At 65.2% G+C, this 24,322-nt stretch carries 35 protein-coding genes and 1 pseudogene; 32 read left to right on the top strand and 4 right to left on the bottom strand.

All coding sequences use genetic code 11. The features are described from left to right. A partial coding sequence (locus AC07NI_RS09650) for an EF-Tu C-terminal domain-related protein (RefSeq protein ID WP_143104203.1) occupies positions 1-67 on the top strand: 67 nt, incomplete at its 5' end. 133 nt (positions 68-200) lie between these two features. On the opposite strand, the gene AC07NI_RS09645 is transcribed toward AC07NI_RS09650, so the two are convergent. Beyond that, positions 201-1,388, bottom strand: a complete 1,188-nt coding sequence (locus AC07NI_RS09645) for a hypothetical protein (RefSeq protein WP_494618188.1) — start codon at positions 1,386-1,388, stop codon at positions 201-203. A gap of 760 nt (positions 1,389-2,148) precedes the next feature. On the opposite strand from AC07NI_RS09645, the gene AC07NI_RS09640 reads away from it, so the two are divergent. Further along, complete coding sequence (locus AC07NI_RS09640; protein ID WP_494618186.1) at positions 2,149-2,775, top strand: YdeI/OmpD-associated family protein; 627 nt, start codon at positions 2,149-2,151, stop codon at positions 2,773-2,775. A gap of 18 nt (positions 2,776-2,793) precedes the next feature. Here the strand turns inward: AC07NI_RS09640 and AC07NI_RS09635 are convergent, their stop codons facing one another. Continuing rightward, positions 2,794-3,099: a UBP-type zinc finger domain-containing protein gene (locus tag AC07NI_RS09635; protein WP_494618183.1), complete on the bottom strand. Its 306-nt coding sequence runs from the start codon at positions 3,097-3,099 to the stop codon at positions 2,794-2,796. A gap of 3 nt (positions 3,100-3,102) precedes the next feature. Beyond that, positions 3,103-4,755: an FAD-dependent oxidoreductase gene (locus AC07NI_RS09630; protein WP_494618180.1), complete on the bottom strand. Its 1,653-nt coding sequence runs from the start codon at positions 4,753-4,755 to the stop codon at positions 3,103-3,105. A gap of 134 nt (positions 4,756-4,889) precedes the next feature. Between AC07NI_RS09630 and fdhD the strand changes: the two genes are divergently transcribed. The 4 genes from fdhD (at position 4,890) to AC07NI_RS09610 (ending at position 10,146) form a co-directional block, all read left to right on the top strand. Beyond that, complete coding sequence (fdhD, locus tag AC07NI_RS09625; protein WP_494618176.1) at positions 4,890-5,705, top strand: formate dehydrogenase accessory sulfurtransferase FdhD; 816 nt, start codon at positions 4,890-4,892, stop codon at positions 5,703-5,705. Then, positions 5,705-7,990: an FdhF/YdeP family oxidoreductase gene (locus AC07NI_RS09620; RefSeq protein ID WP_494618174.1), complete on the top strand. Its 2,286-nt coding sequence runs from the start codon at positions 5,705-5,707 to the stop codon at positions 7,988-7,990. The genes fdhD and AC07NI_RS09620 overlap by 1 nt, the downstream gene beginning before the upstream one ends. A 55-nt stretch (positions 7,991-8,045) precedes the next feature. Further along, positions 8,046-9,191, top strand: coding sequence for a GNAT family N-acetyltransferase (locus AC07NI_RS09615; protein ID WP_494618171.1), 1,146 nt, complete (start codon positions 8,046-8,048; stop codon positions 9,189-9,191). A 112-nt stretch (positions 9,192-9,303) separates the two neighbouring features. Continuing rightward, complete coding sequence (locus tag AC07NI_RS09610; protein WP_494618166.1) at positions 9,304-10,146, top strand: GIN domain-containing protein; 843 nt, start codon at positions 9,304-9,306, stop codon at positions 10,144-10,146. Positions 10,147-10,230: 84 nt separating this feature from the next. On the opposite strand, the gene AC07NI_RS09605 is transcribed toward AC07NI_RS09610, so the two are convergent. Further along, entirely contained in the window at positions 10,231-10,989 is a 759-nt protein-coding gene (locus tag AC07NI_RS09605; RefSeq protein WP_494618160.1) for an outer membrane protein, read from the bottom strand. Between the two features lie 404 nt (positions 10,990-11,393). Here AC07NI_RS09605 and AC07NI_RS09600 point away from each other — a divergent pair. The 26 genes and pseudogenes from AC07NI_RS09600 (at position 11,394) to rpsK (ending at position 24,284) form a co-directional block, all read left to right on the top strand. Beyond that, positions 11,394-11,599 (top strand): annotated as a pseudogene (locus AC07NI_RS09600) (hypothetical protein). A 13-nt stretch (positions 11,600-11,612) separates the two neighbouring features. Continuing rightward, positions 11,613-11,921 carry a 30S ribosomal protein S10 gene (gene rpsJ, locus AC07NI_RS09595; protein WP_004616952.1) on the top strand — a complete coding sequence of 103 codons (309 nt, stop codon included), beginning with the start codon at positions 11,613-11,615 and terminating at the stop codon, positions 11,919-11,921. A 13-nt stretch (positions 11,922-11,934) separates the two neighbouring features. Beyond that, positions 11,935-12,702 (top strand): 50S ribosomal protein L3, encoded by a 768-nt coding sequence (rplC, locus tag AC07NI_RS09590; protein ID WP_494618156.1) that lies wholly within the window; start codon positions 11,935-11,937, stop codon positions 12,700-12,702. Beyond that, on the top strand, positions 12,702-13,340 hold the full coding sequence (gene rplD, locus AC07NI_RS09585) for a 50S ribosomal protein L4 (RefSeq protein ID WP_099579546.1): 639 nt from the start codon (positions 12,702-12,704) through the stop codon (positions 13,338-13,340). Before rplC ends, rplD begins: the two co-directional genes overlap by 1 nt. After that, complete coding sequence (locus tag AC07NI_RS09580) at positions 13,340-13,636, top strand: 50S ribosomal protein L23 (RefSeq protein ID WP_004616934.1); 297 nt, start codon at positions 13,340-13,342, stop codon at positions 13,634-13,636. Before rplD ends, AC07NI_RS09580 begins: the two co-directional genes overlap by 1 nt. 4 nt (positions 13,637-13,640) lie before the next feature. Continuing rightward, a complete protein-coding gene (gene rplB, locus AC07NI_RS09575) occupies positions 13,641-14,480 on the top strand; it encodes a 50S ribosomal protein L2 (protein WP_099579544.1) in 840 nt (279 codons plus the stop codon). A 3-nt stretch (positions 14,481-14,483) separates the two neighbouring features. After that, positions 14,484-14,762 carry a 30S ribosomal protein S19 gene (gene rpsS / locus AC07NI_RS09570; protein ID WP_029912294.1) on the top strand — a complete coding sequence of 93 codons (279 nt, stop codon included), beginning with the start codon at positions 14,484-14,486 and terminating at the stop codon, positions 14,760-14,762. A gap of 2 nt (positions 14,763-14,764) precedes the next feature. After that, the gene (gene rplV / locus AC07NI_RS09565; protein WP_494618143.1) at positions 14,765-15,145 is read left to right on the top strand and encodes a 50S ribosomal protein L22; all 381 of its coding nucleotides are present in this window, start codon (positions 14,765-14,767) and stop codon (positions 15,143-15,145) included. Next, positions 15,145-15,897: a 30S ribosomal protein S3 gene (gene rpsC / locus AC07NI_RS09560; RefSeq protein ID WP_099442404.1), complete on the top strand. Its 753-nt coding sequence runs from the start codon at positions 15,145-15,147 to the stop codon at positions 15,895-15,897. Before rplV ends, rpsC begins: the two co-directional genes overlap by 1 nt. A 13-nt stretch (positions 15,898-15,910) precedes the next feature. Further along, on the top strand, positions 15,911-16,342 hold the full coding sequence (gene rplP, locus AC07NI_RS09555; RefSeq protein WP_010919134.1) for a 50S ribosomal protein L16: 432 nt from the start codon (positions 15,911-15,913) through the stop codon (positions 16,340-16,342). A 2-nt stretch (positions 16,343-16,344) separates the two neighbouring features. Further along, positions 16,345-16,536, top strand: coding sequence for a 50S ribosomal protein L29 (gene rpmC / locus AC07NI_RS09550; protein WP_047413099.1), 192 nt, complete (start codon positions 16,345-16,347; stop codon positions 16,534-16,536). A gap of 10 nt (positions 16,537-16,546) precedes the next feature. Beyond that, the gene (gene rpsQ / locus AC07NI_RS09545; protein WP_099579538.1) at positions 16,547-16,786 is read left to right on the top strand and encodes a 30S ribosomal protein S17; all 240 of its coding nucleotides are present in this window, start codon (positions 16,547-16,549) and stop codon (positions 16,784-16,786) included. A 17-nt stretch (positions 16,787-16,803) separates the two neighbouring features. Next, positions 16,804-17,172, top strand: coding sequence for a 50S ribosomal protein L14 (gene rplN / locus AC07NI_RS09540; protein WP_099579535.1), 369 nt, complete (start codon positions 16,804-16,806; stop codon positions 17,170-17,172). Continuing rightward, positions 17,172-17,486, top strand: coding sequence for a 50S ribosomal protein L24 (rplX, locus tag AC07NI_RS09535; RefSeq protein ID WP_494618128.1), 315 nt, complete (start codon positions 17,172-17,174; stop codon positions 17,484-17,486). The genes rplN and rplX overlap by 1 nt, the downstream gene beginning before the upstream one ends. Then, positions 17,479-18,036 carry a 50S ribosomal protein L5 gene (gene rplE, locus AC07NI_RS09530; protein WP_494618125.1) on the top strand — a complete coding sequence of 186 codons (558 nt, stop codon included), beginning with the start codon at positions 17,479-17,481 and terminating at the stop codon, positions 18,034-18,036. The genes rplX and rplE overlap by 8 nt, the downstream gene beginning before the upstream one ends. Positions 18,037-18,057: 21 nt before the next feature. Further along, a complete protein-coding gene (rpsN, locus tag AC07NI_RS09525; RefSeq protein ID WP_047413112.1) occupies positions 18,058-18,363 on the top strand; it encodes a 30S ribosomal protein S14 in 306 nt (101 codons plus the stop codon). A 10-nt stretch (positions 18,364-18,373) separates the two neighbouring features. Then, positions 18,374-18,772 carry a 30S ribosomal protein S8 gene (gene rpsH, locus AC07NI_RS09520; RefSeq protein ID WP_099579526.1) on the top strand — a complete coding sequence of 133 codons (399 nt, stop codon included), beginning with the start codon at positions 18,374-18,376 and terminating at the stop codon, positions 18,770-18,772. Between the two features lie 18 nt (positions 18,773-18,790). Continuing rightward, positions 18,791-19,324 carry a 50S ribosomal protein L6 gene (gene rplF / locus AC07NI_RS09515; protein ID WP_494618122.1) on the top strand — a complete coding sequence of 178 codons (534 nt, stop codon included), beginning with the start codon at positions 18,791-18,793 and terminating at the stop codon, positions 19,322-19,324. Between the two features lie 3 nt (positions 19,325-19,327). Beyond that, positions 19,328-19,678 (top strand): 50S ribosomal protein L18, encoded by a 351-nt coding sequence (gene rplR / locus AC07NI_RS09510; RefSeq protein WP_172265558.1) that lies wholly within the window; start codon positions 19,328-19,330, stop codon positions 19,676-19,678. Positions 19,679-19,688: 10 nt separating this feature from the next. Next, on the top strand, positions 19,689-20,294 hold the full coding sequence (gene rpsE, locus AC07NI_RS09505; RefSeq protein ID WP_004616905.1) for a 30S ribosomal protein S5: 606 nt from the start codon (positions 19,689-19,691) through the stop codon (positions 20,292-20,294). Positions 20,295-20,297: 3 nt separating this feature from the next. After that, positions 20,298-20,483: a 50S ribosomal protein L30 gene (rpmD, locus tag AC07NI_RS09500; RefSeq protein ID WP_099579521.1), complete on the top strand. Its 186-nt coding sequence runs from the start codon at positions 20,298-20,300 to the stop codon at positions 20,481-20,483. 171 nt (positions 20,484-20,654) lie between these two features. Next, complete coding sequence (gene rplO / locus AC07NI_RS09495; protein WP_494618117.1) at positions 20,655-21,140, top strand: 50S ribosomal protein L15; 486 nt, start codon at positions 20,655-20,657, stop codon at positions 21,138-21,140. Positions 21,141-21,279: 139 nt separating this feature from the next. Further along, on the top strand, positions 21,280-22,635 hold the full coding sequence (secY, locus tag AC07NI_RS09490) for a preprotein translocase subunit SecY (RefSeq protein WP_494618115.1): 1,356 nt from the start codon (positions 21,280-21,282) through the stop codon (positions 22,633-22,635). Positions 22,636-22,770: 135 nt separating this feature from the next. After that, entirely contained in the window at positions 22,771-23,340 is a 570-nt protein-coding gene (locus AC07NI_RS09485) for an adenylate kinase (protein WP_494618113.1), read from the top strand. A gap of 173 nt (positions 23,341-23,513) precedes the next feature. Beyond that, on the top strand, positions 23,514-23,882 hold the full coding sequence (gene rpsM / locus AC07NI_RS09480; RefSeq protein ID WP_047413133.1) for a 30S ribosomal protein S13: 369 nt from the start codon (positions 23,514-23,516) through the stop codon (positions 23,880-23,882). 12 nt (positions 23,883-23,894) lie between these two features. After that, positions 23,895-24,284 (top strand): 30S ribosomal protein S11, encoded by a 390-nt coding sequence (gene rpsK / locus AC07NI_RS09475; RefSeq protein WP_004616890.1) that lies wholly within the window; start codon positions 23,895-23,897, stop codon positions 24,282-24,284. Positions 24,285-24,322: the final 38 nt, after the last annotated feature.

The following is a 24,322-nucleotide window of genomic DNA, read 5'->3' as shown; positions in this document are numbered from 1 at the left end:
GCGCTTCGCCATCCGCGAAGGCGGCCGCACCGTCGGCGCCGGCGTCGTGGCCAAGATCGTCGAGTAATCGACCTTCTGAGCTTCGGCTGAGAAATGCGAAGGCCCCGGAGAGCAATCTCCGGGGCCTTTTGCTTGGGCGCTATGTTCGCTCAGGGTGGAGAGCGGACTTCAAATTGGCCGGACCTCGCGCCAAGGGGGTGTTAGCGGGCACTCAGCGGGTCTTCCCCGCGATCGGCAATTGAACCTGCATGGCGGTTAAGCAGTCGAAAAATTTCGAAGGCACCTTCGATGAATTGGCGCGCGCGTTCAGGGGTGAGCGCGTTATCGCCCATTTCCCGGCCACTCCAGGCGATGTCGCCAACTTGTCTCGCGAAGCGGCGTTTTGGGGGCGCACCGTGAACGAGACCATTGCGCGCTCTTCGCGCTTCATCTGCGAGAGCAAGAAATTCTGAAGGTAAAAAGTGAAGTTCCGGACTTCTTAGGAGAGCATTTAACGTGCCCTTGCCAAATCGGCTCGCCAGCAACCACTCGAGGAGGGCTGCAGTTCCGATTACCGACAACGCGACCTCGCCGTCTCTCCGCAGCCGTTCCATCGCGAACAACTGACTTTCAAAACGGCCCAGTTCCCGTGGTGGACCGCGAAGCGCCGCTTGTAGATTCATACTCCCGACAGGTGCGTTCGCGCCACACGAGCGTTGATTGAGAAAGTGCTTCATCAATGGAAACGCGGATCCCACCTTCGACACGCGCCCCGGTGAAAGCATCGTTGAGAAGCCATAGATTTTGTGGGGAGGTGACGCCTCCGATCGGGCCAAAAGACTATAGGTCGGAAGGAAGCGCGCCAGCATACTGCCAACTTCAAGGCGCAGGCGGGTGGAAAAATTCTCTTCGTAAGCCTGCGCGGTTATGGGGCGGTTCTGGATCCAGCTGTCGCTTTGCGAAGCCACGACCTCATCAAAGCGACCCTGGTCCACGAGGGAGAGGTAGCGGGGATGGATTCGCTGGCGTTTTCCCCAGACTTGGAAGATCGCGAGCCCTTGGGCGATTGCAACGCTGCCGGTCTCTTCCACTTGATCTAGGGGACCGTCTGAAAGCTTGAACCGGCCAAAGTCATCGATGTGTAGGACCATTTCAAGGAAGGTGACCTCAGCCGACAGACTGTCGGGTGAGGTGGGCAGATGCTCCCATGTCCGTTCTAGTGAGATAGGGAAGGGGAGTTGGAAGAGAGCGGCTACGTAGTTTGGCCCGCGCCGCTCGACTTCATCTGCCATGTAGCAAAGAAGATTGGGCGACGCACCGCCAACATCTAGCAAGCGCTCCACGGGCGAGCGGACCTGATTGGGTGACCGCGGATTCAACTCTAGGATATCGTCGAAGTCCCAGCTCATGGTCGCCTCCAAGGGAAACTTCTAGGAGGCTTGCACTAAACGCAAGGGTTGTCTTTGAGCGGCTTTGCAACTTTCATCCTGGGGAATGCAATGCCGGCCCTCCAGCGAAGGACTAAACGTCGTCTTTGGGCCGAAAGCGGACTTTCGTAGCGCGCCTTGTTGATTTGCCGTAAGCGTGAATTCCCGTCGGCGCACGGGAGCTGAAGCTTCTAAATTCAAGCAAGATCAACACCTTGCGCCCGCCACCCGCGAGCCCAACCAAAATCGACGCATCACCCTGAAAACCTCACCCATACTTCTCCTTGCCCCGTCGCGGGGAGGGCGTTCAGCTGGCGACCGAAGGCGCGGCGGGGGTGATCGAGCGGGAAGCGCTGGTCTTGGCCTTAGGGCCGCCCTTGCGACGGATCCGGACGGGTTCCCTGAAACATCGGGACGAAGGCCGGGCGGCGAGGGTTTGAACGGCGCGGCAGGCGCGGGCTGAAATCGCCCGCGTGGTCCGGAGGGAACGCATGTCCTCCGCCCGCTCTGGGCCTCTTTCGGAAGCGGGTTAAGACCCCGCGCGTCGAGGGCCCAGGCGCAACGGTCACGCGGAGCGCTCCGGCCTCGGCCGAAACGGTGTTCCTCTACAACCTCATCCGGGCCTTGCCCGGACGCTCCGCCGCCTCCCCAAACCTGTCGGCTCAACCGGCGGAAGGGCGCCGCCGCGCGTCCGCGAACACGTCCCTTTCGCTTCGTCCGGAAAAGGTGGCAGGAGAAGGCCATGGCGATGATCACCGATCCCGATGACTTCTTCAGCAAGGGCTGTGGCCGGTGCGACAGGTTCGCGACGCCGGACTGCTCGACCCGGCCGTGGATCGACGGTCTGAACGCGCTGCGCCGGATCTGCTTGGACATGGGGCTGGAGGAGACGGTGAAGTGGGCTCACCCGTGCTACCTGCACGCCGGGCGCAACATCGCCATCTTCGGGGCGTTCCGGGGCGACTTCCGGCTCACCTTCCTCAATCCCAGCCTGCTGGTCGACAGCGAAGGCGTGCTGGAGCCGCAAGGGCCCAACAGCCAGACGCCGGGCATGATGCGCTTCACTGCCAATGGGCGGGTCGCCGAGAAGGCGCCGGTGATCCGGGCCTATCTGCGCCAGCTGATGGACCACGCCGAGGCCGGGACCAAGCCCGTGCGGATCGCGCGCGAGATCGACACGCCGGACGAGCTGACCGAGGCGCTGGACGCCGATCCAGAACTGGCCGAGGCCTTCCACACGCTGACGCCGGGCCGCCAGAAGAGCTATCTGTTCGCCCTGAACCAGGCCAAGCAGCCGGCGACCCGCTTCGCGCGGATCGAGAAGTTCCGCGACAAGATCATCGCGGGCAAGGGCGCCCTTGAGCGCTGAGTAGAGTGGAGCGTTAGCCTAGCCCTCGACGAACCTCGGGATCGGCCCGACCTGCGGGGTCTGGTCGGGCAGCTCGACGAATTCCTCGTCGACGAAGCACCAGCCCCAGCCTTCGTGCGGGTCATAGCCCTCGATGATCGGGTGCTTGGTGGCGTGGAAGTGCTTGGTGGCGTGCTTGGACGGGCTGTCGTCGCAGCAGCCGACATGGCCGCAGGTGCGGCACAGGCGCAGGTGCACCCACCAGCCGCCAGACTTCAGGCACTCCTCGCAGCCCTTCGTGCCGGGGGTGACGTGATGGATCGAGTCGCCGTGCGAGCAGGTCATGGTTCAGGCTTCCGCGAGATAGGCGTGGATGGCGGCGACGGCTTGGGCGCCTTCGCCGATGGCGGCCCCAACGCGCTTGACCGAGCCGGCCCGGACGTCGCCGATCGCGAACACGCCCTTGCGGCTGGTCTGCAGCAAGGGATGGCCGGGCGCGAGATCGGTCCCGGTGCGGACAAAGCCGTGGTTGTCCAGCTCGACATGGCAGTGGGTCAGCCAGGCGGTGTTGGGCGCGGCGCCGATGAACAGGAAGAGGTGGCTGACCGGCTGCACGGTCTCGATGCCGTTCGGACCACGCCAGCGCACGGCCGACAGCTGGGCGGCCTTGTCTTCCTCGCTCTCGAGATCGACGATCGCGCTTTTGACGACGACCTCGATATTGGGCGTGCTCTCGATGCGGTCGATCAGGTAGCGCGACATGGTCGCCGCCAGGCTCTCGCCGCGCACGATCATCCAGACCTTCTTGACCTGGCTGGCCAAGTAGACGGCCGCCTGGCCCGCCGAGTTGCCGGCGCCCACGAGAGCGACCTCCTGGCCGGCGCACAGCTTGGCCTCCAGCGGCGAGGCCCAATAGTGGACGCAGGCGCCTTCGAAGCGGTCCAGGTTCTCGACCTCCAGCCGGCGATAGCGGGCGCCGCTGGCGATGACCACGGTCTTGGCTTGGGCTGTCTCGCCGCTGGCGAGGGACAGGCGATAGCGATGCTTGCCGTCGTCCTCGCAGACCAGCGAGGCGACCTCGTCGGGAATGGCCAGCTCGGCCCCGAACTTCTGGGCCTGGCCATAGGCGCGGCCCATCAGGGCCATGCCGGTGATCCCGGTGGGGAAGCCCAGATAGTTCTCGATCCGCGCCGAGGCCCCGGCCTGGCCGCCGAAGGCGCGGGTGTCCAGCACCAGCACCGACAGGCCCTCGGACGCGGCGTAGACGGCGGTGGCCAGGCCCGCGGGCCCGGCCCCGACCACGGCGACGTCGTAGAGCCGGTTGGCGTCGATCGGCCCGACCAGACCGATGCAGCGGCCCAGCTGGTGGTTGGTCGGCTGGCGCAGGATCTCGCCGTTCGGGCACAGCACGATCGGCAGTTCGCTGTCGTCGACCTGGAAGCGCTGGATCAGCACCTTGGCGCAGTCCATCTGGTCCGGATCGAGGTTCTGGTAGGGGTGGCCGTTGCGGGCCAGGAAGCCCGACAGGCGGATGACCTGGCCGTCGCTCTCGCGGCCAATGATGATCGGGCCACCGGCCCCGGTCTCGATCAGGCTGACCCGGCGCAGGATCAAGGCGCGCATGATCCGCTCGCCCAGCTCGGCCTCGGCCACCAGCACGGCGCGCAGCCGTTCGGGCTCGATCAGCAGGGCTTCGACCTGGGTGATGGCGGTGACGTCGACCAGCGAGGGGCGGCCCGACAGCTGGGCGATCTCGCCGACGAACTGGCCGGCGGCGTGCTCGACGATCGGCTGGCTCTCGTCATGGGCGTCGCGGCGGCTGATGGCCACGCGGCCGGCCAGCACCACGAACAGGCCGGGCGAGGCGACGCCGGCGGTGGCCAGGGCCGCGCCAGGCTCGGCGTGGATGACCTTGCCGAACCGGCGCAGCCGATCGATCTCGGCCGCCTCCAGCCGGGGAAACATCTGTGCGCGTCGGGTGTCGAAGGTCGTGCCAGCCATGGGGGGACATTGCGTCAGGAACGGCGTTTGGTCATCCGCTGAACGATGACGGATTTGAACATTCATGTCGTCACGTGACGGGCTCATCCCATCGGATGGTTCCTTTCGGCTCAGGGCGGGCCTAGACTCCGGGCATGTCGCGTTCCTCCGCCACGCCCCGTCCGGCCGTTCAATGGCGCGCCGGCGTCCCCGTCCAGGCCCTCGAGCGGCCGTTGCCGCGCGAGACGGCCGTGGGTCTGTCGTTCGACGGCCGTCCGCACACGGTGCTGATGGCCACGCCGCAGGACGTCGAGGACCTGGCCCTGGGCTTTGTGATCACCGAGGGCATCGCCACCGCCGCCGACGTGCTGGAGATCGTCCGCAAGGACGAGGCGCTGGGCATCCTGGTCGATGTGCGACTGGCGCCCGGCGCGCTGATCAAGAAGGCCCGGCCACGCAACCTGGAAGGCCGCTCATCCTGCGGGCTCTGCGGTGTGCAGCGCCTGGCCGACGCGGTGCGGCCGCTGCCGGTGCTGGGCGAGGGCGCTCGCATCGAGCACGCCGCCATCCCCCGCGCCCTGGCGGCGCTGGAGGCCGAGCAGGCCCTGGGCCGCCTGACCCGCGCCACCCACGCGGCGGCCTTCTTTACTAAGGAGGGCGCGCTGGTCGCGGTCCGCGAGGACGTCGGCCGCCACAACGCCCTCGACAAGCTGGCCGGCCTGATGGCTCGCCAGCAGATCGATGCGGCGGACGGCTTCGTCGTCGCCACCAGCCGCGCCTCGTTCGAGATGGTCGAGAAGACTGCGCGCATGGGCTGCCCGATCCTGGTCGCCGTCTCGGCCCCGACCGAGCTGGCGGTGACCAAGGCGCAAGAGGCCAACCTGACGCTGGTGGCCCTGGCCCGCGCCGACGGCCACGCGGTGTTCGCCGGGGCTGAGCGTCTTGTAGAGTCTGTGTTGGAGACGGCGTGATGGCGGACGACAAGGTCTCGGGTGTTCGTCCTTATACCCATCCGGCCGGCGGCTGGGACGCGCTGAAGGCCGTGGCCGGCGCCCTGGTCGACCAGGAGACGGTGGTCGAGGGTGGCAAGACCCTGATGCGGGCCAACCAGCCCGAAGGTTTCGACTGCCCCGGCTGCGCCTGGCCCGATCCCAAGCATACCTCGTCCTTCGAGTTCTGCGAGAACGGCGCCAAGGCCGTGGCCTGGGAGGCGACGACCAAGCGCGCCACGCCCGAGGTTTTCGCCCAGCACACGGTCAGCGAGCTGCTGACCTGGACCGACCACGCCATCGAGGACCTGGGCCGGCTGACCGAGCCGATGGCCTACGATCCGGCCGACGACCATTATAAAGTGATCTCGTGGGACGAGGCCTTCGCCCGGGCCGGCGCGGCGCTGAAGGCCCTGGCCCATCCGGACGAGGCGGAGTTCTACGCCTCGGGCCGCGCGTCGAACGAGGCGGCCTTCCTGTACCAGCTGCTGGGCCGGCGGTTCGGGACCAACAATTTCCCGGACTGCTCGAACATGTGCCACGAGCCGACCAGCGTCGGCCTGCCGGACTCGATCGGCCTGGGCAAGGGGTCGGTGACGCTGGAGGACTTCGACCACGCCGACCTGATCCTGTGCTTCGGGCACAATCCCGGCACCAACCATCCGCGGATGATGACCTCGCTGCGCGACGCCAGCCGGCGCGGAGCGACGATCATGGCCTTCAACCCGCTGAAGGAGCGGGCGCTGGAGAAGTTCGCCGCGCCGCAGGACCCGGTCGAGATGGCGACCCTGAGCTCGACGCCGATCGCCTCGGCCTATTTCCAGCTGAAGATCGGCGGCGACGCGGCCTTCGTGCAGGGGATGATGAAGGCGGTGCTGGCGATGGGCGAGGACGTGCTCGATCGCGACTTCATCAACGAGCATACCGCCGGCTTCGAGATCCTGGCCGCCCAGCTGGAGGCCATGGACTGGGCCGATATCGAGGCCGGCAGCGGCATGTCCCGCGAGCGGATCGAGGAGGCGGCGACCGCCTACGCGAAGGCCAAGGCGACCATCCTTTGCTACGGCATGGGCCTGACCCAGCATCGCGACAGCTCCGGCACGGTGCAACAGCTGGTCAATCTGCTGCTGCTGAAGGGAAATATCGGCCGGGAAGGGGCGGGGATCTGTCCGCTGCGCGGCCACTCCAACGTCCAGGGCAACCGCACGGTCGGCATCTGGGAGAAGCCGTCCAAGGCGCTGTCGGATTCGATCCAGACCGTGTTCGGTTTCGAGCCGCCGCGCGAGCATGGCCATACGGTGGTCGAGACGATCGAGGCGATGGAAGCGGGCCGTTCGAAGGTGTTCGTGGGCCTGGGCGGCAATTTCGCGGTGGCCGCGCCCGATCCGGTGCGGACCTTCGCGGCCATGCGCAAGCTGGACATGGCCGTCCACATCGCCACCAAGCCTAACCGCACGCACCTGCTGATCGGCAAGGACGCCATCCTGCTGCCGTGCCTGGGCCGCACCGAGCTGGACGTCCGCGCCGGCGTCCGCCAGTCGATCACGGTCGAGGACTCGATGTCGATGGTCCACGCCTCGCGCGGCCTCAACCCGCCGGCGTCCGAGCATCTGATGTCCGAGCCGGCCATCGTGGCGGGAATCGCCCACGCCACGTTCGGCGACGACCGCCATATCGACTGGCTGGGCCTGGCCGACGACTATGACGCCGTCCGCGATCTGATCGCCAAGGTCTTCCCGACCTTCGAGGGTTATAATGAGAAGGTCCGCGTGCCGGGCGGTTTCCGCCTGGAGGTCGGGCCGTCGAACCGGGTGTGGAAGACCGCCAGCGGCAAGGCCAATTTCCTGCCGTTCGACCCGAAGGGCGGCGATCCGCGCCAGGGCGATCCGGACGTGATGATCCTGACCACCCTGCGCAGCCACGACCAGTACAACACCACGATCTACGGCATGAACGATCGCTATCGCGGGGTGTTCGGCCGCCGGGACGTGATCTTCGCCAATCCCGACGACATGGACCGGCTGGGCCTGGCGCAGGGCGACCTGGTCGACCTGGGCGCGGCGTTCGACGACACCGGCGAGCGGATCGTGCGGGCCTTCACCGTGGTGGCGCGCGACATCCCGCCGGGGTGCCTGGCCGCCTATTATCCCGAGACCAATGTCGTGGTGTCGCTGGACGATCACGACCAGCGCTCGGGCACGCCGGCCTACAAGTCCGCGCCGGTGCGCCTGCGACCTCACCAGACCTCTTGGCAGGCGCGCAACTAAAGCGGTTGTTAGGAGCCGCTATGTTTAATGCGCCCAACCCAAGGGAGAGGGGCGCGTGAGCGTGGACGTCGAGACCGTAGAGGTTTCCAAGCTGGGAGCGGACGAGCGCGCGCTCTGGGCCCACTTCCGCGCGGCCGATCCGGCGCTGGCCAGCCCCTATTTCGATCTCCGTTTCATCGACGCCGCCGGCCAGGTCACGCCGGGCGCGCGGATCGCCATCGTCCGCGAGGGCGGCGTGGTGCGCGGCTTCCTGCCGTTCCAGCAGCGGGGCAGCCTGCTGCAGCCGCTGGCCGCGCCGCTCAGCGACTTCCACGGCCTGGTCGCCGCGCCGGGTCTCAGCGTCGGCACCCTGCTGCCCCGCATCGAGGGCGTGCGCCGGGCGCGGGTCAGCGGCTTGATCGGAGCGGGCGAGGGCGACCGGCCCGGCCTGTCGGTCCGCCGGGCCATGGCCGCCGATCTCTCGCAAGGCTTCGACGCCTATCTGGCCAGCCGCGAAGCGCGATTCCTGAAGGACAAGCGGCGGCGACGCCGGGCCCTGGAGCGCGATCACGGCCCGCTGACCTTCACCTTCGAGCGGGCGGCGCGCGCCGACATCGATCTCATCATCGACCGCAAGCGCGCCCAGCTGGCGCGCACTCACCAGTACGACATCTTCGCTTGCGGCTGGACGGTCGACCTGCTGCACCGGCTGTCCGAGATCGACGCGCCGGACTTCGGCCTGCGGCTGGCGGCCTTGAAGGCGGGGGGCGTACTGGTCGCCGCCGAGCTGGGCCTGACCTCGGGCGGCCGGCATCACCTGTGGTTCCCGATCTACGACCCGGCCTTCGCCAAGTACTCGCCGGGCAGCCTGATGACCCTGGACACCCTGGAGGCCGCGGCCGCGCGGGGCGTCACGCGGGTCGACTTCGGCGTCGACGCCGACGCCTACAAGCGCGACTTCGCCGATCCGGCCGAGGCGGTCCATGAGGGCCTGATCGAGCGGCGGGCTTCGTCACGCGGCCTGTCCATGCGCGGCTTTGGCGTCTCGCGGCTGGCCCGCCGGTTCGACCGTATTGTCGCGTGCGAGCCAGACCTGGTTGGGCAAATCCGGGGCGGCGCGGGCTTCATGGCCGCCATGGCGCGTCGCCACCCGAAGCTCGGCGCGGGCGTCGGTCTGGGGCTGGGCTTGGGGCTGGGTCTGGCGGCTCTGATGGTCGACTAGTCGATCGCCGGTATATGACATCGCGGTCATGACCTCGAATTAAGTCGAAACCTTGTCGGCCCGCCGCTAGCTTCCCCTTATCGAATTACACGCAATCGAGGGGAGAACATCGATGCGCGCTCTGACCACCCTGGCCGTTCTGGCCGCCGCCGTTACCGCTGCTGGCGCCGCCCAGGCCGCGCCGTCCGTGAAGATCAAGGACGCCGTCGCCCGCGTCGTGGTGATCCCCGAGAACCGCACCGACGTGAAGGTCGAGATGCTGACGACCAACGCCGACCTGCCGCTGACCGTGCGCCAGAACGGCGACGAGGTGATCGTCGACGGCGACCTGCGCATGAACCGGATCAACAGCTGCAACACCCGCGACGGCAAGACCACGGTGAAGGTCCGCGGCGTGGGCGAGGTGTCCTACGACAACTTCCCGCAGATCGCCGTACGCGTGCCGATGAACGTGCGGGTGCAGGCCGGCGGCGCGGTGTTCGGCGACATCGGTCGCTCGGACAGCGTCAACCTGGGCAATGCCGGCTGCGGCGACTGGACGGTGGCCAACACCAAGGGCGAGCTGCATATCAGCCAGGCCGGCTCGGGCGACACCAAGGCCGGGACCGCCAGCTCGGTCGAGATCAGCATCGCCGGTTCGGGCGACGTGACGACCCAGTCCGTCTCGGGTGACATGGAAGCCAACATCGCCGGCTCGGGCGATATCAAGGTGGCCAGCATCGCCGGCAAGCTGGAAGGCAATATCGCCGGGTCGGGCAACATCACCGTCCTGGGCGGCCACAGCCGCCGGGTCGAGGTCAATGTGATGGGTTCGGGCGACGTGGCCTTCAACGGCGAGGCCGACGATGTCGACGTCTCGGTCGCCGGCTCGGGCGACATCCGCATCGCCAAGGTCAATGGCGCGGTCAAGAAGCACGTGGCCGGCTCGGGCGACGTGATCATCGGCGGCCGCTGATCCGCCTCACGCTGCTCTATATATAGAGTGAAGGCCCCGGGATCGCTCCCGGGGCCTTCTTCATGTCCGATCGGACGGGTCCGCTTAGCGGACGCCGAAGCCGAACAGGTCGCTGGCGGTCGCCAGGTCGGCGCCGGCGCGATCGCGGTCCTTCAGGCTGCCGCCGAAGGTGTAGCGGAAGCCGACGCGAACGGCGTCCGAGTTCAGCTTGGCCAGGTCCTTCGATTCAGCGTGCGTGTACTTGGCGAAGGTCGACCAACCGGTGTTGGCGAACTTGTATTCGCCGCCGGCGTTCACGTCCCAGAGGTCGGCATTGATGTTGGTGTCGATGCGCGACCAGCCAGCGCCGGCGTTCAGGCGGAAGTTGTCCGACACGAAGTAACGGGCTTCACCGCGCACGGTGTACAGATCGGCGTCCAGGTCGTTCGACTGACCGTAGGCGACCAGACCGGTCAGGGTGACCTTGTCCAGGTACTTCTGGGCTTCGGCGCCGACGGCCCACAGGGTGTCGTTCGACGGGCGCGACAGGGCGGTGAAGCCGCCGACGCGGACGGTGTCGCCCAGCTTCGTGGTCAGGTGGACGGCGCCCGAGGCGACGGTTTCGTCCGACAGGTCGTTGTCCGAGATCGAGACGTCGCCGTTGGCGGTCACGGTCCAGGCGCCGGCCAGCGGGATGGCGACCGAGCCGTCGAGGACGGCCGAGGTGCCGTCATTGCCGCCGAGGCGGGTGTTGACGTCCGTGTAGTTCACGGCGGCGCCGACCGAACCGATGTTCTGGGCGAAGGCCGGGGCCGAGACGGCGGCGGCGATCAGGGCGGCGGTGGCGAAGAGCTTCGTATTCATAGTGGGGTATCCCCTTACACAAGAGTGGCTCACCGGCTGGCTGGACGGTCGTTGTTGGGGGGAGGGGCCGCCCAGTCCGTCGGTGAGGGGCGGCATCTATGGAGGTTCGACCCTGGCCTCAAGGCGTCCGGCGGCGCTTGCGGGCCGAATAATGCATTTTTGTGACACTTGCGCGGGCGACCATTTCGCCTACGCGCGAGCGGGCGCGCGTTCTTGCTAGCTATCGGGCGGAAAGCGTTAAAAGCGGACCGGTGTTATGTTTTCGAGGGCCTTGCGCCGCGAGGGCAGGGCGCCTATTCAGAACCCGCCCGACGAGTCGCGCCCCACAAAGGCGGGAGGAACCGGACAGAGCGCTTGACGAAACCGATTCCGGAACGTACAAGCGCGCCTCTGTTGGACCGGCTGTGAGCTCTCGGGCTCAAACGCGGTTCGCGAGACGCCCGGACATAGCGCCTCAAGCCTTCTTTCGAGAGGGTGGTGCAATATCTGGTCATCACCCCCGGCAGGCGACTGCCAGGGATATTTGTTTTGCGGACGCTGCGTACGGGATCCCTCCGGGGGTTTCGAGTTGGTCTTTGAAATGGTTCGAGACGCGGGCGCAGCCCACTAGGAAACCGAGCGATATGGATCGTCAGAACATCCGCATCCGGCTCAAGGCCTTCGATCACCGCGTGTTGGATCATTCCACGCGCGAGATCGTCAATACGGCCAAGCGCACGGGTGCGACGGTACGGGGACCGATCCCCCTGCCCACGCTTATCGAAAAATTCACCGTCAACCGTTCGCCGCACGTCGACAAGAAGTCGCGCGAGCAGTTCGAGATCCGTACGCACAAGCGCGTTCTCGACATCGTTGACCCGACTCCGCAGACCGTGGACGCGCTGATGAAGCTCGACCTGTCGGCCGGCGTTGACGTCGAAATCAAGCTGTAAGGAGGGCCGATCCATGACTCTCCCCACCCAACGCACTGGCATCCTCGCCAAGAAGCTCGGCATGACCCGCTTCTTCGATGAAGCTGGTCAGCACGTGCCGGTCACCGTCCTGTCGCTCGACGGTTGCCAAGTCACGGGCCAGCGCACGGTCGAGAAGGACGGTTACACCGCCCTGCAACTCGGCGCCGGCGCCAAGAAGGCCAAGAACACCTCGAACGCCATGCGTGGCCACTTCGCGAAGGCGGCCGTTGAGCCGAAGCGCGTCGTCGCCGAGTTCCGCGTCGAAGAGAACGCCCTGATCGAAGTCGGCGCCGAACTGACGGCCGACCACTTCGTCGCCGGCCAGAAGGTCGACATCCAAGGCGTGACCGTCGGTAAGGGCTTCGCCGGCGCCATGAAGCGCTGGAACTTCGGTGGTCTCCGCGCCACCCACGGTGTTTCGGTCTCGCACCGCTCGCACGGTTCGACTGGTAACCGCCAGGACCCGGGTCGTACGTTCCCGGGCAAGAAGATGGCTGGTCACCTCGGTCAAGAAACCGTCACCACGCTGAACGTCACCGTTTGGAAGGTCGACGTCGAGCGCGGTCTGATCCTGGTCAAGGGCGCCGTCCCGGGCCACGAGGGCAGCTACGTGAAGGTTCGTGACGCCGTGAAGAAGGCTCTGCCTGCCGACGCTCCGCGTCCGGGCGCCTTCCGCAAGGCTGGCGAAGCCGCTCCGGCAGCCGCTGAAACCCCCGCTGAGGAAGCCCCCGCGGCGACGACCGAAGAGGGCGAAGGCTAATGAAACTCGACGTCATCAAGCTTGACGGCGCGAAGGCCGGTTCTGTGGATCTCGACGACGCCATCTTCGGCATCGACGAAATCCGCGGCGACATCCTTCAGCGCGTCGTGACCTGGCAGCTGGCCAAGCGCCGCTCGGGCAACCACAAGATTCAAGTTCGCAACGAGGTCTCTCGTACGAGCAAGAAGATGTACAAGCAAAAGGGCACCGGCGGCGCTCGTCACGGCTCGCGCCGTGCGGCTCAGTTCGTCGGCGGCGCCAAGGCCCACGGCCCTGTCGTCCGTAGCCACGCTTTCGACCTGCCGAAGAAGATCCGGGCCCTGGCTCTGCGCCACGCCCTGTCCTCGAAGGCCAAGTCGGGTGCGCTGGTCGTCCTGGACAGCGTCGTTCTGACCGAAGCGAAGACGGCCGCCCTGCGCGCCACCTTCGACAAGATCGGCCTGAAGAACGCCCTGGTCATCGCCGGTCCGGAAGTGGACGCGAACTTCAAGCTCGCGGCCCGCAACATCCCGAACGTGGATGTCCTGCCGAACGCCGGCCTGAACGTCTACGACGTGCTGCGTCGCCAAACCCTCGTCCTGACCAAGGACGCGGTGGAAGCGATCTCGGCTCGTTTCGCTGAGAAGGAAGCCGCCTAATGGCCGCCACCGCTCGCCACTACGACACGATCCTGTCGCCGGTGATCACTGAAAAGACGACCCTGCTCTCGGAGCAGAACAAGGTTGTCTTCAAGGTGGCCAACGACGCGACCAAGGACGAAATCGCCGCCGCTGTCGAAGAGCTGTTCAAGGTCAAGGTCACGAAGGTCAACACCATCGTCACCAAGGGCAAGACCAAGCGCTTCCGTGGCATCGTCGGGCGTCGCAACGACGTCAAAAAAGCGATCGTGACCCTGGCCGACGGCCAGTCGATCGACATCACGACGGGGCTCTAATCAGATGGCCTTGAAGCACTTTAATCCGACCAGCCCCGGCCAACGCGGCCTGGTGCTGATCGACCGCAGCGAACTTCACAAGGGCAAGCCCGAGAAGAAGCTCGTTGAAGGTCTGACCAAGTCGGGCGGTCGCGGCGGCAATGGCCGTATCGCGGTCCGTTTCCGCGGCGGCGGCGCCAAGCGCCTGTACCGTCTGGTCGACTTCAAGCGTCGTAAGCAAGGCACGGCCTCGGTCGTTCGTCTTGAGTACGATCCGAACCGCACCGCGTTCATCGCCCTGATCAAGTATCAAGCCGATGGCGAGCTGTCGTACATCCTGGCCCCGCAACGCCTGAAGGTTGGTGACGAAGTCGTCACCGGCGAGAAGGTCGACGTGAAGCCGGGCAACGCCTCGCCGCTGCGCACGCTGCCGATCGGTACGATCATCCACAACATCGAGCTGAAGCCCGCCAAGGGTGGTCAGATCGCCCGTTCGGCTGGCGCCTACGCCCAGCTGGTCGGCCGTGACGCCGGCTACGCCCAGATCCGCCTGAACTCGGGCGAACTGCGCATGGTGCTCGATACGTGCATGGCCACCGTCGGCGCCGTTTCGAACCCCGACCATATGAACCAGAACCTCGGCAAGGCCGGTCGTTCGCGTCATATGGGCCGTCGCCCGCACGTCCGCGGCGTCGCCATGAACCCGGTCGACCACCCCCACGGTGGTGGTGAAGGTCGTACCTCGGGCGGCCGCCACCCGGTGACCCCGGCTGGTAAGCCGACCAAGGGCGCCAAGACCCGCGTTAACAAGGCCACGGACAAGTTCATCATCCGTTCGCGCCACAAAGCGAAGAAGGGCCGCTAAGCCATGACCCGCTCCGTCTGGAAAGGCCCGTTTGTCGACGGGTACCTCCTGAAGAAGGCCGACGCCGCACTGTCGTCGGGCCGCAAGGATGTCATCAAGACCTGGTCGCGTCGTTCGACGATCATGCCGCAATTCGTCGGCCTGACCTTCGGCGTCCACAACGGCCAGAAGCACGTCCCGGTCTCCGTGTCGGAAGACATGGTCGGCATGAAGTTCGGCGAGTTCGCGCCCACGCGTAACTTCCCGGGCCACGCTGCCGACAAGAAGGCCAAGAGGAAGTAATCATGGCCAAGCAGAAGCAAGAACGCCGCCTGCCGGCTTCCGAAGCGATGTGCAAGGTGCGCACCCTGCGCACCAGCGCGCGCAAGCTGAACCTGGTCGCTCAGTCCATCCGTGGCCTGAACGTCCAGCGTGCTCTCAACGAGCTCGAGTTCAGCCACAAGCGCATCGCCCAGGACGTCCGCAAGGCGCTGTACTCGGCGATTTCGAACGCCGAGAACAACCACAACCTCGACATCGACTCCCTGGTCGTCGCCGAGGCCTATGTGGGCAAGAACCTGATCATGAAGCGTTTCTCGCCCCGCGCTCGCGGTCGCGCGACGCGCGTTGAGAAGCCGTTCTCCGAGATCACGATCGTGGTCCGCGAACTGGGTGAGGCCGCCTAATGGGTCAGAAAGTCAATCCGGTCGGGCTGAGGCTCGGCGTGAACCGCACCTGGGACAGCCGTTGGTTCGCCGACGGCGCCCAGTACGGCAAGATGCTGCACCAGGACCTCGCGGTCCGCGCCGCCCTGAAGAAGCGCCTGTACCAAGCTGGTGTCTCGCGCATCATCATCGAGCGTCCGCACAAGAAGTGCCGCATCACGATCTATGCCGCCCGTCCGGGCGTCATCATCGGCAAGAAGGGCGCTGACATCGACAAGCTCCGCAAGGACCTGTCGATCCAGACCGAAGGCGAAGTCCACCTGAACATCGTCGAGATCCGCAAGCCGGAAACCGACGCTCAGCTGGTGGCCGAGTCGATCGCTCAACAACTCGAGCGTCGTATCGCCTTCCGCCGCGCCATGAAGCGTTCGATCCAGTCGGCCGTGCGTCTCGGCGCCAAGGGCATCCGGATCAACGTCTCGGGTCGTCTGGGCGGCGCTGAAATCGCTCGTATGGAGTGGTATCGCGAAGGTCGCGTGCCGCTGCACACGCTGCGCGCCGACATCGACTTTGGCTTCGCTGAAGCCAAGACCACCTACGGCATCATCGGCGTGAAGACCTGGATCTTCAAGGGCGAGGTGCTGGAGCATGATCCGATGGCGCTCGACAAGCGTCTCGCCACCGAGTCCGGTCCTGCCGGCGAAGGTGGTGGCCGTGAGCGCGGCGACCGTCCCGACCGGGGCGACCGCCGTGACCGTCGCGATCGCGCCTAAGGATTAGATCGCCATGCTGTCTCCGAAAAAGACCAAATTCCGCAAGCAGTTCAAGGGCCGCATCCACGGCACTTCGAAGGGCGGCACCCTGCTGAACTTCGGTTCGTACGGCCTGAAGGCCGTCGAGCCGGAGCGCATCACGGCTCGCCAGATCGAAGCCGCTCGTCGCGCCATCACCCGCCAGATGAAGCGTCAAGGCCGCGTCTGGATCCGTATCTTCCCGGACGTGCCGGTCACCGGCAAGCCGGCGGAAGTCCGGATGGGTAAGGGTAAGGGCGCCGTGGATTACTGGGCCGCTCGCGTGGCTCCGGGCCGCATCATGTTCGAAATCGACGGCGTGCCGGACGATATCGCGCGTGAAGCTCTCCGCCTGGGCGCCGCCAAGCTGCCGATCCGCACCCGTGTTGTCACCCGCATCGACGCGGGCGTGGCTCAGGAAGCATGATCATGAAGATTGCTGACATCCGGGGCCTGACCCCCGACCAGCTGGCCGACACCTTGATCAGCCTGAAGAAAGAGCAGTTCAACCTGCGCTTCCAGGCTGCCACGGGCCAGGTCGAAAAGACCCACCGCGTCAACGAGATCCGCAAGGATATCGCGCGGATCAAGACCGTGCTGCGCGCCAAGGCCGCGGCTTAAGGAGAACGATATGCCCAAGCGTATCCTCGAAGGGGTGGTCGTCTCCGATAAGGGCGACAAGACCGTGGTGGTGAAGGTCGAACGGACCATCGTTCACCCGGTTCTTAAGAAGATCGTGCGTCAGTCCAAAAAGTACCACGCGCACGACGAATCCAACGCGTACAAGGCCGGCGAAGCAATTCGCATCGTCGAGTGCGCTCCGAAGTCCAAGCTGAAGACCTGGGAAGTGCTTCCCAAGGCTTCGGCTTAATCTGGAAGGTTTAGACCATGATCCAGATGCAAACTAACCTGGAAGTCGCTGACAATTCTGGCGCTCGCCGGGTCATGTGCATCAAGGTGTTGGGCGGCGCAGGCCGTCGCTACGCCAGCGTGGGCGACGTCATCGTCGTCTCCGTGAAAGAAGCCATCCCGCGTGGCCGCGTGAAGAAGGGTGACGTGCTTCGCGCCGTCGTCGTTCGCGTTAATCAAAATCTGAAGCGCAAGGATGGCTCGGTCATCCGCTTCGATAAGAACGCCGCGGTCATCGTGAACAAGTCGAGCGAGCCGGTCGGCACGCGGATCTTCGGCCCGGTTCCCCGTGAACTGCGCGCCAAGAACCACATGAAGATCATCTCCCTCGCTCCGGAGGTGCTGTAATGGCCGCTAAGATCAAGAAGGGCGACCGCGTCGTCGTTCTGGCCGGCAAGGACAAGGGCAAGCAAGGCGCTGTCCTGCAAGTCCTGCCCAAGGACAACCGGGTTGTCGTGGAAGGCGTGAACATGGTTTCGCGTCACACCAAGGCCACCCAAGCCGACCCGCAAGGCGGCATCAAGCACAAGGAAGCCGCGCTGCACGTCTCGAACGTCGCCATCGCGGACTCCAACGGCAAGCCCACCCGCGTCGGCTTCAAGATCGAAGGCGACAAGAAGGTGCGCGTCGCCAAGACGACCGGCGAGGTGATCAATGGCTGATCAAGCTTACGAGCCCCGGCTGAAGACCGTTTATCGTGAGAGCATCCGCTCCACGCTGAAGGAACAGTTCGGCTACACCAACGAGATGCAGATCCCCAAGCTGGACAAGATCGTCCTGAACATGGGTATCGGCGAGGCCGTGGCCGACTCCAAGAAGGCCCAGACCGCCCTGAAGGACCTGCAAGCGATCGCCGGCCAAAAGCCCGTCGCCACCAAGGCCCGCAAGTCCATCGCCGGCTTCAAGCTGCGCGAAGGCATGGTGGTCGGCGGTAAGGTCACCCTCCGTAAGGACCGGATGTACGAATTCCTGGACCGCCTGGTCACGATCGCGCTGCCGCGCGTGAAGGACTTCCGTGGTCTGAACGGCAAGAGCTTCGACGGCCGTGGCAACTACGCCATGGGCCTGAAGGAGCACCTGGTGTTCCCGGAAATCAACTATGACCAGATCGAACAGATCTGGGGCATGGACATCATCGTCTGCACCACTGCGAAGACCGACCAGGAAGCCAAGGCTCTCCTGAAGGAATTCCAGTTCCCGTTCACGAATTAAGAGCGGGCAGGGAAAAGCACCATGGCAAAGAAAAGCGCCGTCAACCGCAACGAAGCGGTCAAGGCCCTCGTCAAGAAGTTCGCCGAAAAGCGCGCCGCCCTGAAGGCGACCGCCAACGACGAAAGCCTGCCGCTCGAGGAACGCTTCGAGGCTCGCCTCAAGCTCGCCAAGCTGCCCCGCAGCAGCTCGGCGATCCGCATCCGCAACCGCTGCGAAGTCACGGGCCGTCCGCGCGCCTACTACCGCAAGCTGAAGATGAGCCGTATCGCGCTCCGCGAACTGGGTTCGCAGGGTCAGATCCCCGGCCTCGTCAAGTCGAGCTGGTAAGGACGATCAGATGTCGATGAACGATCCCCTGAGCGACCTGATCGCTCGCATCAAGAACGCCGCCACGCGCAAGCGCAACAAGGTCTCGACGCCGGCTTCCAAGCTGCGCGCCCGCGTCCTCGACGTGCTCGCCGATGAAGGCTACATCCGCGGCTACTCGCTGATCGAGAAGCCCGGTGCGTTCCCCGAATTCGAGATCGAGCTCAAGTACTTTGACGGTGAGCCCGTGATCGCCGAAATCAGCCGCGTGTCCAAGCCTGGCCGTCGCGTCTATTCGTCGATCAAGGACCTGAAGCCGATCAAGAATGGCCTGGGCATCTCGATCCTTTCGACGCCGAAGGGCGTCATGTCGGACACCGCTGCACGCGACGCTAATGTCGGCGGCGAAGTCCTCTGCCGCGTCTACTAGGCGCGGGAGGGAAAGAGCATGTCACGTATCGGTAAGAAAGCCGTCGCAATCCCCTCGGGCGTCACCCTGACGCTCGACGGTCAGACGGTCACGGTGAAGGGCCCCAAGGGTCAGTTGTCGTGGACGATCGCCGACGAAGTCGAAGTCAAGCAAGAGGGCGCTGAGCTCCTTCTGACTCCGCGCGTCGACACGAAGCGCGCCAAGGGCATGTGGGGTCTCTCCCGCACGCTGGTCGCCAACATGGTGCACGGTGTCACCGCCGGGTTCGAGGAAAGCCTCGAACTGGTCGGCGTTGGTTACCGCGCGGCCCTGAAGGGCACCGCCCTGAGCCTCCAGCTCGGTTTCAGCCACGACGTGGACGTTGAGGCTCCGGCCGGCGTCACCTTCGCTGTGCCGAAGCAGACCGAAATCAAGATCGCCGGCATTGATAAGCAGGTGGTCGGTGAGATTGCCGCGAAGATCCGCCGCATTCGTCCGCCCGAGCCGTACAAAGGCAAGGGTGTGCGGTATGCTGGCGAGAAGGTTCGCCGCAAGGAAGGCAAGAAGAAGTAAGCCATGGCGCTCTCTCCTCGTGAATCCGCGGCCAAGCGTGCGCAACGCACGCGTACCCGCCTCAAGAGCCTCGCCAACGGTCGTCCGCGTCTGTCGGTCTTCCGTTCGTCGAAGAACATCTACGCCCAGGTCATCGATGATGAACGCGGCGTGACCCTGGCGTCGGCTTCCACTCTGGAAGCCGAAGGCAAGGGCGCGGACAAGGATGCCGCCGCCGCCGTGGGCAAGCTCGTCGCCGAGCGCGCCATCGAAAAGGGCGTCAAGGACGTCGTTTTCGATCGTGGTGGTTACATCTTCCACGGCCGGGTGAAAGCCCTGGCCGACGCCGCGCGCGAAGCCGGCCTGAACTTCTAAGGGAACAGAAATGGCTCGTGGTGAACAACAGCGCGGTGAAGGCGGTCAACGCCGTGACCGTCGCGACCGCAACGCCCCCGAAGAGCGGGTCGACAGCGACATCGTCGAAAAGCTCGTCCACATCAACCGCGTCGCCGCCACCGTGAAGGGTGGCCGTCGCTTCAGCTTCGCTGCTCTGATGGTCGTTGGCGACCAAAAGGGCCGCGTCGGCTTCGGTCATGGCAAGGCGCGTGAAGTGCCGGAAGCCATCCGCAAGGCGACCGAAGAAGCCAAGAAGACGATGATCCGCGTCCCGCTGCGCGAATCCCGCACCCTGCACCACGACGGCGCTGGCCGTTGGGGCGCCGGCAAGGTGATGATGCGCTCGGCGCCTCCCGGCACCGGCGTCATCGCCGGCGGTCCGATGCGCGCGGTTCTCGAAACCCTGGGCGTCCAGGACGTCGTGGCCAAGTCGACGGGTTCCTCGAACCCGTACAACATGGTTCGCGCCACGTTCGAGGCCCTGAAGGTCCAGTCGTCGCCCCGCCAGATCGCCGCCAAGCGCGGCAAGAAGGTTGGCGACATCCTCGGCCGTCGCGCCGACGGCGCTTCGTCGCCGGAAGCCATCGAGGGCTAAGTCATGGCTGAAGCTAAGCAAGTCACGGTCCGCCAAACGGGCAGCCCGATCCGTCGTGAAAAGGACCAGCGCGCCACGCTCGCCGGTCTGGGTCTCAACAAGCTGGGCCGTACGTCCACGCTGGAAGACACCCCGTCGGTCCGCGGCATGATCCGCAAGGTCGCGCACCTGCTGGAAATCGTCGAGTAGTCCTCTACGCGACGACGGAATACGCCACCCCGGTGAAAGCCGGGGTGGTTTTCGTTTGGAATCTCATTTCGCCATTGAGTTCTCTGGCGTTTTAGGGTTTTAAGCGCGCTCTGATTTTCACAAGCCGAGTCCGGCCACTGGCCGGGCGCAGATCTCCAAGGAGAGGCACATATGACCAAGCTGAACGAACTGGTCCCGCAGGAAGGCTCGACCAAGAACCGCATGCGCGTCGGCCGTGGCCCGGGTTCGGGCAAGGGCAAGACCGCCGGTCGCGGTGTGAAGGGCCAGAAGGCGCGCTCGGGCGTCGCCATCGCCGGCTTCGAAGGCGGTCAAATGCCGCTGCACATGCGTATGCCTAAGCGCGGCTTCAACAACCCCTTCCGCCTGGACTTCGCCGAAGTGAACCTGTGGCGTCTGGAACAAGCCGTCGCCGCTGGCAAGTTCAAGGCCGGCGCCGAGCTGGGCGCTGCCGAACTGGTCGCCGCCGGCGTCATCCGTCGTGAACTCGACGGCGTGAAGCTGCTGGGCAAGGGCGAGATCAAGACCGCCCTGAAGCTGACCGTCTACTCGGCCACCGAAGCCGCCATCAAGGCCGTCGAGGCCGCTGGTGGTTCGGTCACCGTGACCAAGAAGGCCAAGGCTGAAGCCGAAGCCTAAGACCATATGTCATCCCGGTGAGCGCCTGGCGCTCCCGGGACTTCGTTTCCGATCGGGATGACAGAATTAGGGGGCTCGCCGTGACATCACGGCGGGCCTCACCTATTTGTGGCTCAGTAATAGAGTCGTGGGGATCTGAATGGCCTCGGCCGCCGAACAACTCGCAGCCAATATGAATTTCGCGTCGTTCCAAAAGGCGACCGAACTTCACAAGCGCATCTGGTTCACGATCATCGCTCTGGTCGTCTACCGCCTGGGCACCTACGTGCCGATCCCCGGTATTGATCCGGCCGCGTTCTCGCGCCTGTTCAGCGGCAACGCCGAGGGCATCCTCGGCATGTTCAACACGTTCTCGGGCGGCGCCGTGCAGCGCATGGCCATCTTCTCGCTGAACGTGATGCCCTACATCAGCGCCTCGATCATCGTGCAGCTGATGGGCTCGGTGTATCCGCCGTGGGAGAAGCTGAAGAAGGAAGGCGGGGAGGCGGGGCGCAAGACCCTCAACCAGTACACCCGCTACCTGGCCGTGGTTCTGGCCGTCGTGCAGTCGGCCTCGATCGCCATCGGCCTTAGCGCCCAGCCCGGCCTGGTGGCCGGCGGCGTCGGCCCGGTGTTCTTCGTCGTCTCGACCGTCGTGGCCCTGACGGGCGGCACGCTGTTCCTGATGTGGCTGGGCGAGCAGATCACCAGCCGCGGCGTCGGCAACGGCGTCTCGCTGATCATCTTCGCCGGCATCGTGGCCCACCTTCCGATGAGTCTGGGCCAGCTGCTGGTCCAGTCGCAGACCTCGGGCAACTACACGCCGCTGTTCCTGATCCTGATCGGCGCCGTGGCCGCCATCCTGGCCATCGTGTTCATGGAGCGCTCGCAGCGCCGCCTGCTGGTCCACTATCCCAAGCGCCAGCAAGGCAATCGCATGGTCGGCGGCGAAAGCTCGTTCATGCCGCTGAAGATCAACACCGCGGGCGTCATCCCGCCGATCTTCGCCTCGTCCTTGCTGCTGCTGCCGACGACGGCCCTGCAGTTCATCAACGCGGCCAACCTGCCGTCCTGGGCCCAGTGGCTGCCGGGCGTGGTCGGCGCGCTGCAGCACGGCCACCCGGCGTTCCTGGTGCTCTACACCTTGCTGATCATCTTCTTCTCGTTCTTCTACACCTCGGTGGTGTTCAACCCCGAGGAGACGGCCGAGAACCTGCGCAAGTACGGCGGCTTCCTGCCGGGCATCCGTCCGGGCAAGCGCACCGCCGAGTACCTGGACTACGTGCTGACGCGCCTGACGGTGATCGGCGCCGGCTACATCGCGGCCGTCTGCGTGGCGCCGGAGTTGGTGATGATGGCGGTCAAGTCGAACCAGTTCGCGCTGGGCGGCACCTCGATCCTGATCGTCGTGACGGTGACCATGGACACCGTGGCGCAGATCCAGTCCCACCTGCTGGCTCACCAGTACGAAGGCCTGATCAAGAAGTCGAAGCTGCGCGGCGGTCGTAACCGCTAAGCCTGTCTTCAATTTTTATAGACACGTCGGAAGCCGGTTTGTCACAAAACCGGCTTCCGTTTTATTCCGGCGCAATCTAGGTCTTCAGAGGGAGACCAGCGGGCTTAAGACCCGTGAACGCGCGAAGGGGCTTAAATGAACTTGATCCTGTTCGGTCCGCCGGCGGCGGGGAAGGGCACTCAGGCCAAGCGCCTGGTCACCGAGCGTGGCATGGTCCAGCTCTCGACCGGCGACATGCTGCGCGCCGCCATCGCCTCGGGTTCGGAGCTCGGCCAGAAGGTCAAGGGCGTGCTGGACCGTGGTGAGCTGGTCACCGACGAGATCGTCATCGCCCTGATCGAGGATCGCCTGCCCGAGGCCGAGGCGGCCGGCGGCGCCATCTTCGACGGCTTCCCGCGTACGGTCGCCCAGGCCGAAGCACTGGACAAGATGTTGGCGGCGCGTGGACAGAAGATCGACTCTGTTCTCCGACTCAAGGTAGACGAGCCAGCCCTGATCGAACGGATCAAGAAGCGATTCGAAGAACAGGGACGGCCAGACGACAATCCCGAAGTCTTCGTGAATCGTTTGGCTCAGTACAATGCCCAGACCGCGCCGCTGCTGCCTTACTATGAAGGGCAGGGGAAGCTCACGGAACTGGACGGAATGGGTTCGGTCGAAGCCGTCGCCAGTTCCATCGACAACGCCTTGAGCGTCGTCGCTTAAAGAAGCCCTGATTCACTGGATGTCCGGTGGATTCAGTTGTTGACGGAAGCGAAACGATCCCTATAACGGGGCGCTTCCGCGAAAGGGCGCGATCCGTGCGCGCCGGTCTTGGTCCCTGACCGAGCCGGGCGCGCCGTTCGCGTCTTTAGTGCGTGACTAGGAGAACATTAGACGTGGCCCGTATCGCAGGCGTCAACATCCCGACGAACAAGCGCGTTCTGATCGCGCTTCAGTACATTCACGGCATCGGCCAACGGTCGGCCCGTGAAATCATCACCAAGGTGGGCATCGAGGATGCGCGTCGGGTCAATCAACTGACCGACGCCGAAGTCCTGGCGATCCGCGAAACGATCGACCGCGACTATACCGTCGAGGGCGATCTGCGCCGCGAGAACTCGATGAACATCAAGCGTCTGATGGACCTAGCCTGCTATCGCGGTCTGCGTCACCGTAAGGGCCTGCCGGTCCGCGGTCAGCGCACCCACACGAACGCTCGTACCCGCAAGGGTCCGGCCAAGCCGATCGCCGGCAAGAAGAAATAAGGTAGCCTGACGATGGCCAAGGAACCGGGTCGCGTTAAAAAGCGCGAACGTAAGAACATCACCTCGGGCGTGGCGCATGTGAACGCCTCGTTCAACAACACCATGATCACCATCACGGATGCTCAGGGCAACACGATCTCGTGGTCCTCGGCTGGCATGATGGGCTTCAAGGGCTCGCGCAAGTCGACCCCGTACGCCGCTCAGATGGCCGCCGAAGACGCGGGCAAGAAGGCTGCGGAACACGGCGTGAAGACCCTGGAAGTCAACGTCTCGGGTCCGGGTTCGGGCCGTGAGTCGGCCCTGCGCGCTCTCCAAGCCGCGGGCATGACCATCACGACCATCCGCGACGTCACGCCGATCCCGCACAACGGCTGCCGTCCGCCCAAGCGTCGTCGCGTCTAGTACTTTTTAGACACCAATCTTCCTTCGCCGGCTGCGCA

The sequence above is a fragment of the Caulobacter sp. GW821-FHT10E02 genome (assembly GCF_059415225.1).
Note: the sequence above shows the minus strand (reverse complement) of the source record. Positions and strands in the feature narration are given on the sequence as shown.

Coding starts and splice junctions, on each gene's coding strand:
- AC07NI_RS09645 (WP_494618188.1), bottom strand. CDS start 1,388: ATGAGCTGGGACTTCGACGATATCCTAGAGTTGAATCCGCGGTCACCC.
- AC07NI_RS09640 (WP_494618186.1), top strand. CDS start 2,149: ATGGCGATGATCACCGATCCCGATGACTTCTTCAGCAAGGGCTGTGGC.
- AC07NI_RS09635 (WP_494618183.1), bottom strand. CDS start 3,099: ATGACCTGCTCGCACGGCGACTCGATCCATCACGTCACCCCCGGCACG.
- AC07NI_RS09630 (WP_494618180.1), bottom strand. CDS start 4,755: ATGGCTGGCACGACCTTCGACACCCGACGCGCACAGATGTTTCCCCGG.
- fdhD (WP_494618176.1), top strand. CDS start 4,890: ATGTCGCGTTCCTCCGCCACGCCCCGTCCGGCCGTTCAATGGCGCGCC.
- AC07NI_RS09620 (WP_494618174.1), top strand. CDS start 5,705: ATGGCGGACGACAAGGTCTCGGGTGTTCGTCCTTATACCCATCCGGCC.
- AC07NI_RS09610 (WP_494618166.1), top strand. CDS start 9,304: ATGCGCGCTCTGACCACCCTGGCCGTTCTGGCCGCCGCCGTTACCGCT.
- AC07NI_RS09605 (WP_494618160.1), bottom strand. CDS start 10,989: ATGAATACGAAGCTCTTCGCCACCGCCGCCCTGATCGCCGCCGCCGTC.
- rpsJ (WP_004616952.1), top strand. CDS start 11,613: ATGGATCGTCAGAACATCCGCATCCGGCTCAAGGCCTTCGATCACCGC.
- rplC (WP_494618156.1), top strand. CDS start 11,935: ATGACTCTCCCCACCCAACGCACTGGCATCCTCGCCAAGAAGCTCGGC.
- rplD (WP_099579546.1), top strand. CDS start 12,702: ATGAAACTCGACGTCATCAAGCTTGACGGCGCGAAGGCCGGTTCTGTG.
- AC07NI_RS09580 (WP_004616934.1), top strand. CDS start 13,340: ATGGCCGCCACCGCTCGCCACTACGACACGATCCTGTCGCCGGTGATC.
- rplB (WP_099579544.1), top strand. CDS start 13,641: ATGGCCTTGAAGCACTTTAATCCGACCAGCCCCGGCCAACGCGGCCTG.
- rpsS (WP_029912294.1), top strand. CDS start 14,484: ATGACCCGCTCCGTCTGGAAAGGCCCGTTTGTCGACGGGTACCTCCTG.
- rplV (WP_494618143.1), top strand. CDS start 14,765: ATGGCCAAGCAGAAGCAAGAACGCCGCCTGCCGGCTTCCGAAGCGATG.
- rpsC (WP_099442404.1), top strand. CDS start 15,145: ATGGGTCAGAAAGTCAATCCGGTCGGGCTGAGGCTCGGCGTGAACCGC.
- rplP (WP_010919134.1), top strand. CDS start 15,911: ATGCTGTCTCCGAAAAAGACCAAATTCCGCAAGCAGTTCAAGGGCCGC.
- rpmC (WP_047413099.1), top strand. CDS start 16,345: ATGAAGATTGCTGACATCCGGGGCCTGACCCCCGACCAGCTGGCCGAC.
- rpsQ (WP_099579538.1), top strand. CDS start 16,547: ATGCCCAAGCGTATCCTCGAAGGGGTGGTCGTCTCCGATAAGGGCGAC.
- rplN (WP_099579535.1), top strand. CDS start 16,804: ATGATCCAGATGCAAACTAACCTGGAAGTCGCTGACAATTCTGGCGCT.
- rplX (WP_494618128.1), top strand. CDS start 17,172: ATGGCCGCTAAGATCAAGAAGGGCGACCGCGTCGTCGTTCTGGCCGGC.
- rplE (WP_494618125.1), top strand. CDS start 17,479: ATGGCTGATCAAGCTTACGAGCCCCGGCTGAAGACCGTTTATCGTGAG.
- rpsN (WP_047413112.1), top strand. CDS start 18,058: ATGGCAAAGAAAAGCGCCGTCAACCGCAACGAAGCGGTCAAGGCCCTC.
- rpsH (WP_099579526.1), top strand. CDS start 18,374: ATGTCGATGAACGATCCCCTGAGCGACCTGATCGCTCGCATCAAGAAC.
- rplF (WP_494618122.1), top strand. CDS start 18,791: ATGTCACGTATCGGTAAGAAAGCCGTCGCAATCCCCTCGGGCGTCACC.
- rplR (WP_172265558.1), top strand. CDS start 19,328: ATGGCGCTCTCTCCTCGTGAATCCGCGGCCAAGCGTGCGCAACGCACG.
- rpsE (WP_004616905.1), top strand. CDS start 19,689: ATGGCTCGTGGTGAACAACAGCGCGGTGAAGGCGGTCAACGCCGTGAC.
- rpmD (WP_099579521.1), top strand. CDS start 20,298: ATGGCTGAAGCTAAGCAAGTCACGGTCCGCCAAACGGGCAGCCCGATC.
- rplO (WP_494618117.1), top strand. CDS start 20,655: ATGACCAAGCTGAACGAACTGGTCCCGCAGGAAGGCTCGACCAAGAAC.
- secY (WP_494618115.1), top strand. CDS start 21,280: ATGGCCTCGGCCGCCGAACAACTCGCAGCCAATATGAATTTCGCGTCG.
- AC07NI_RS09485 (WP_494618113.1), top strand. CDS start 22,771: ATGAACTTGATCCTGTTCGGTCCGCCGGCGGCGGGGAAGGGCACTCAG.
- rpsK (WP_004616890.1), top strand. CDS start 23,895: ATGGCCAAGGAACCGGGTCGCGTTAAAAAGCGCGAACGTAAGAACATC.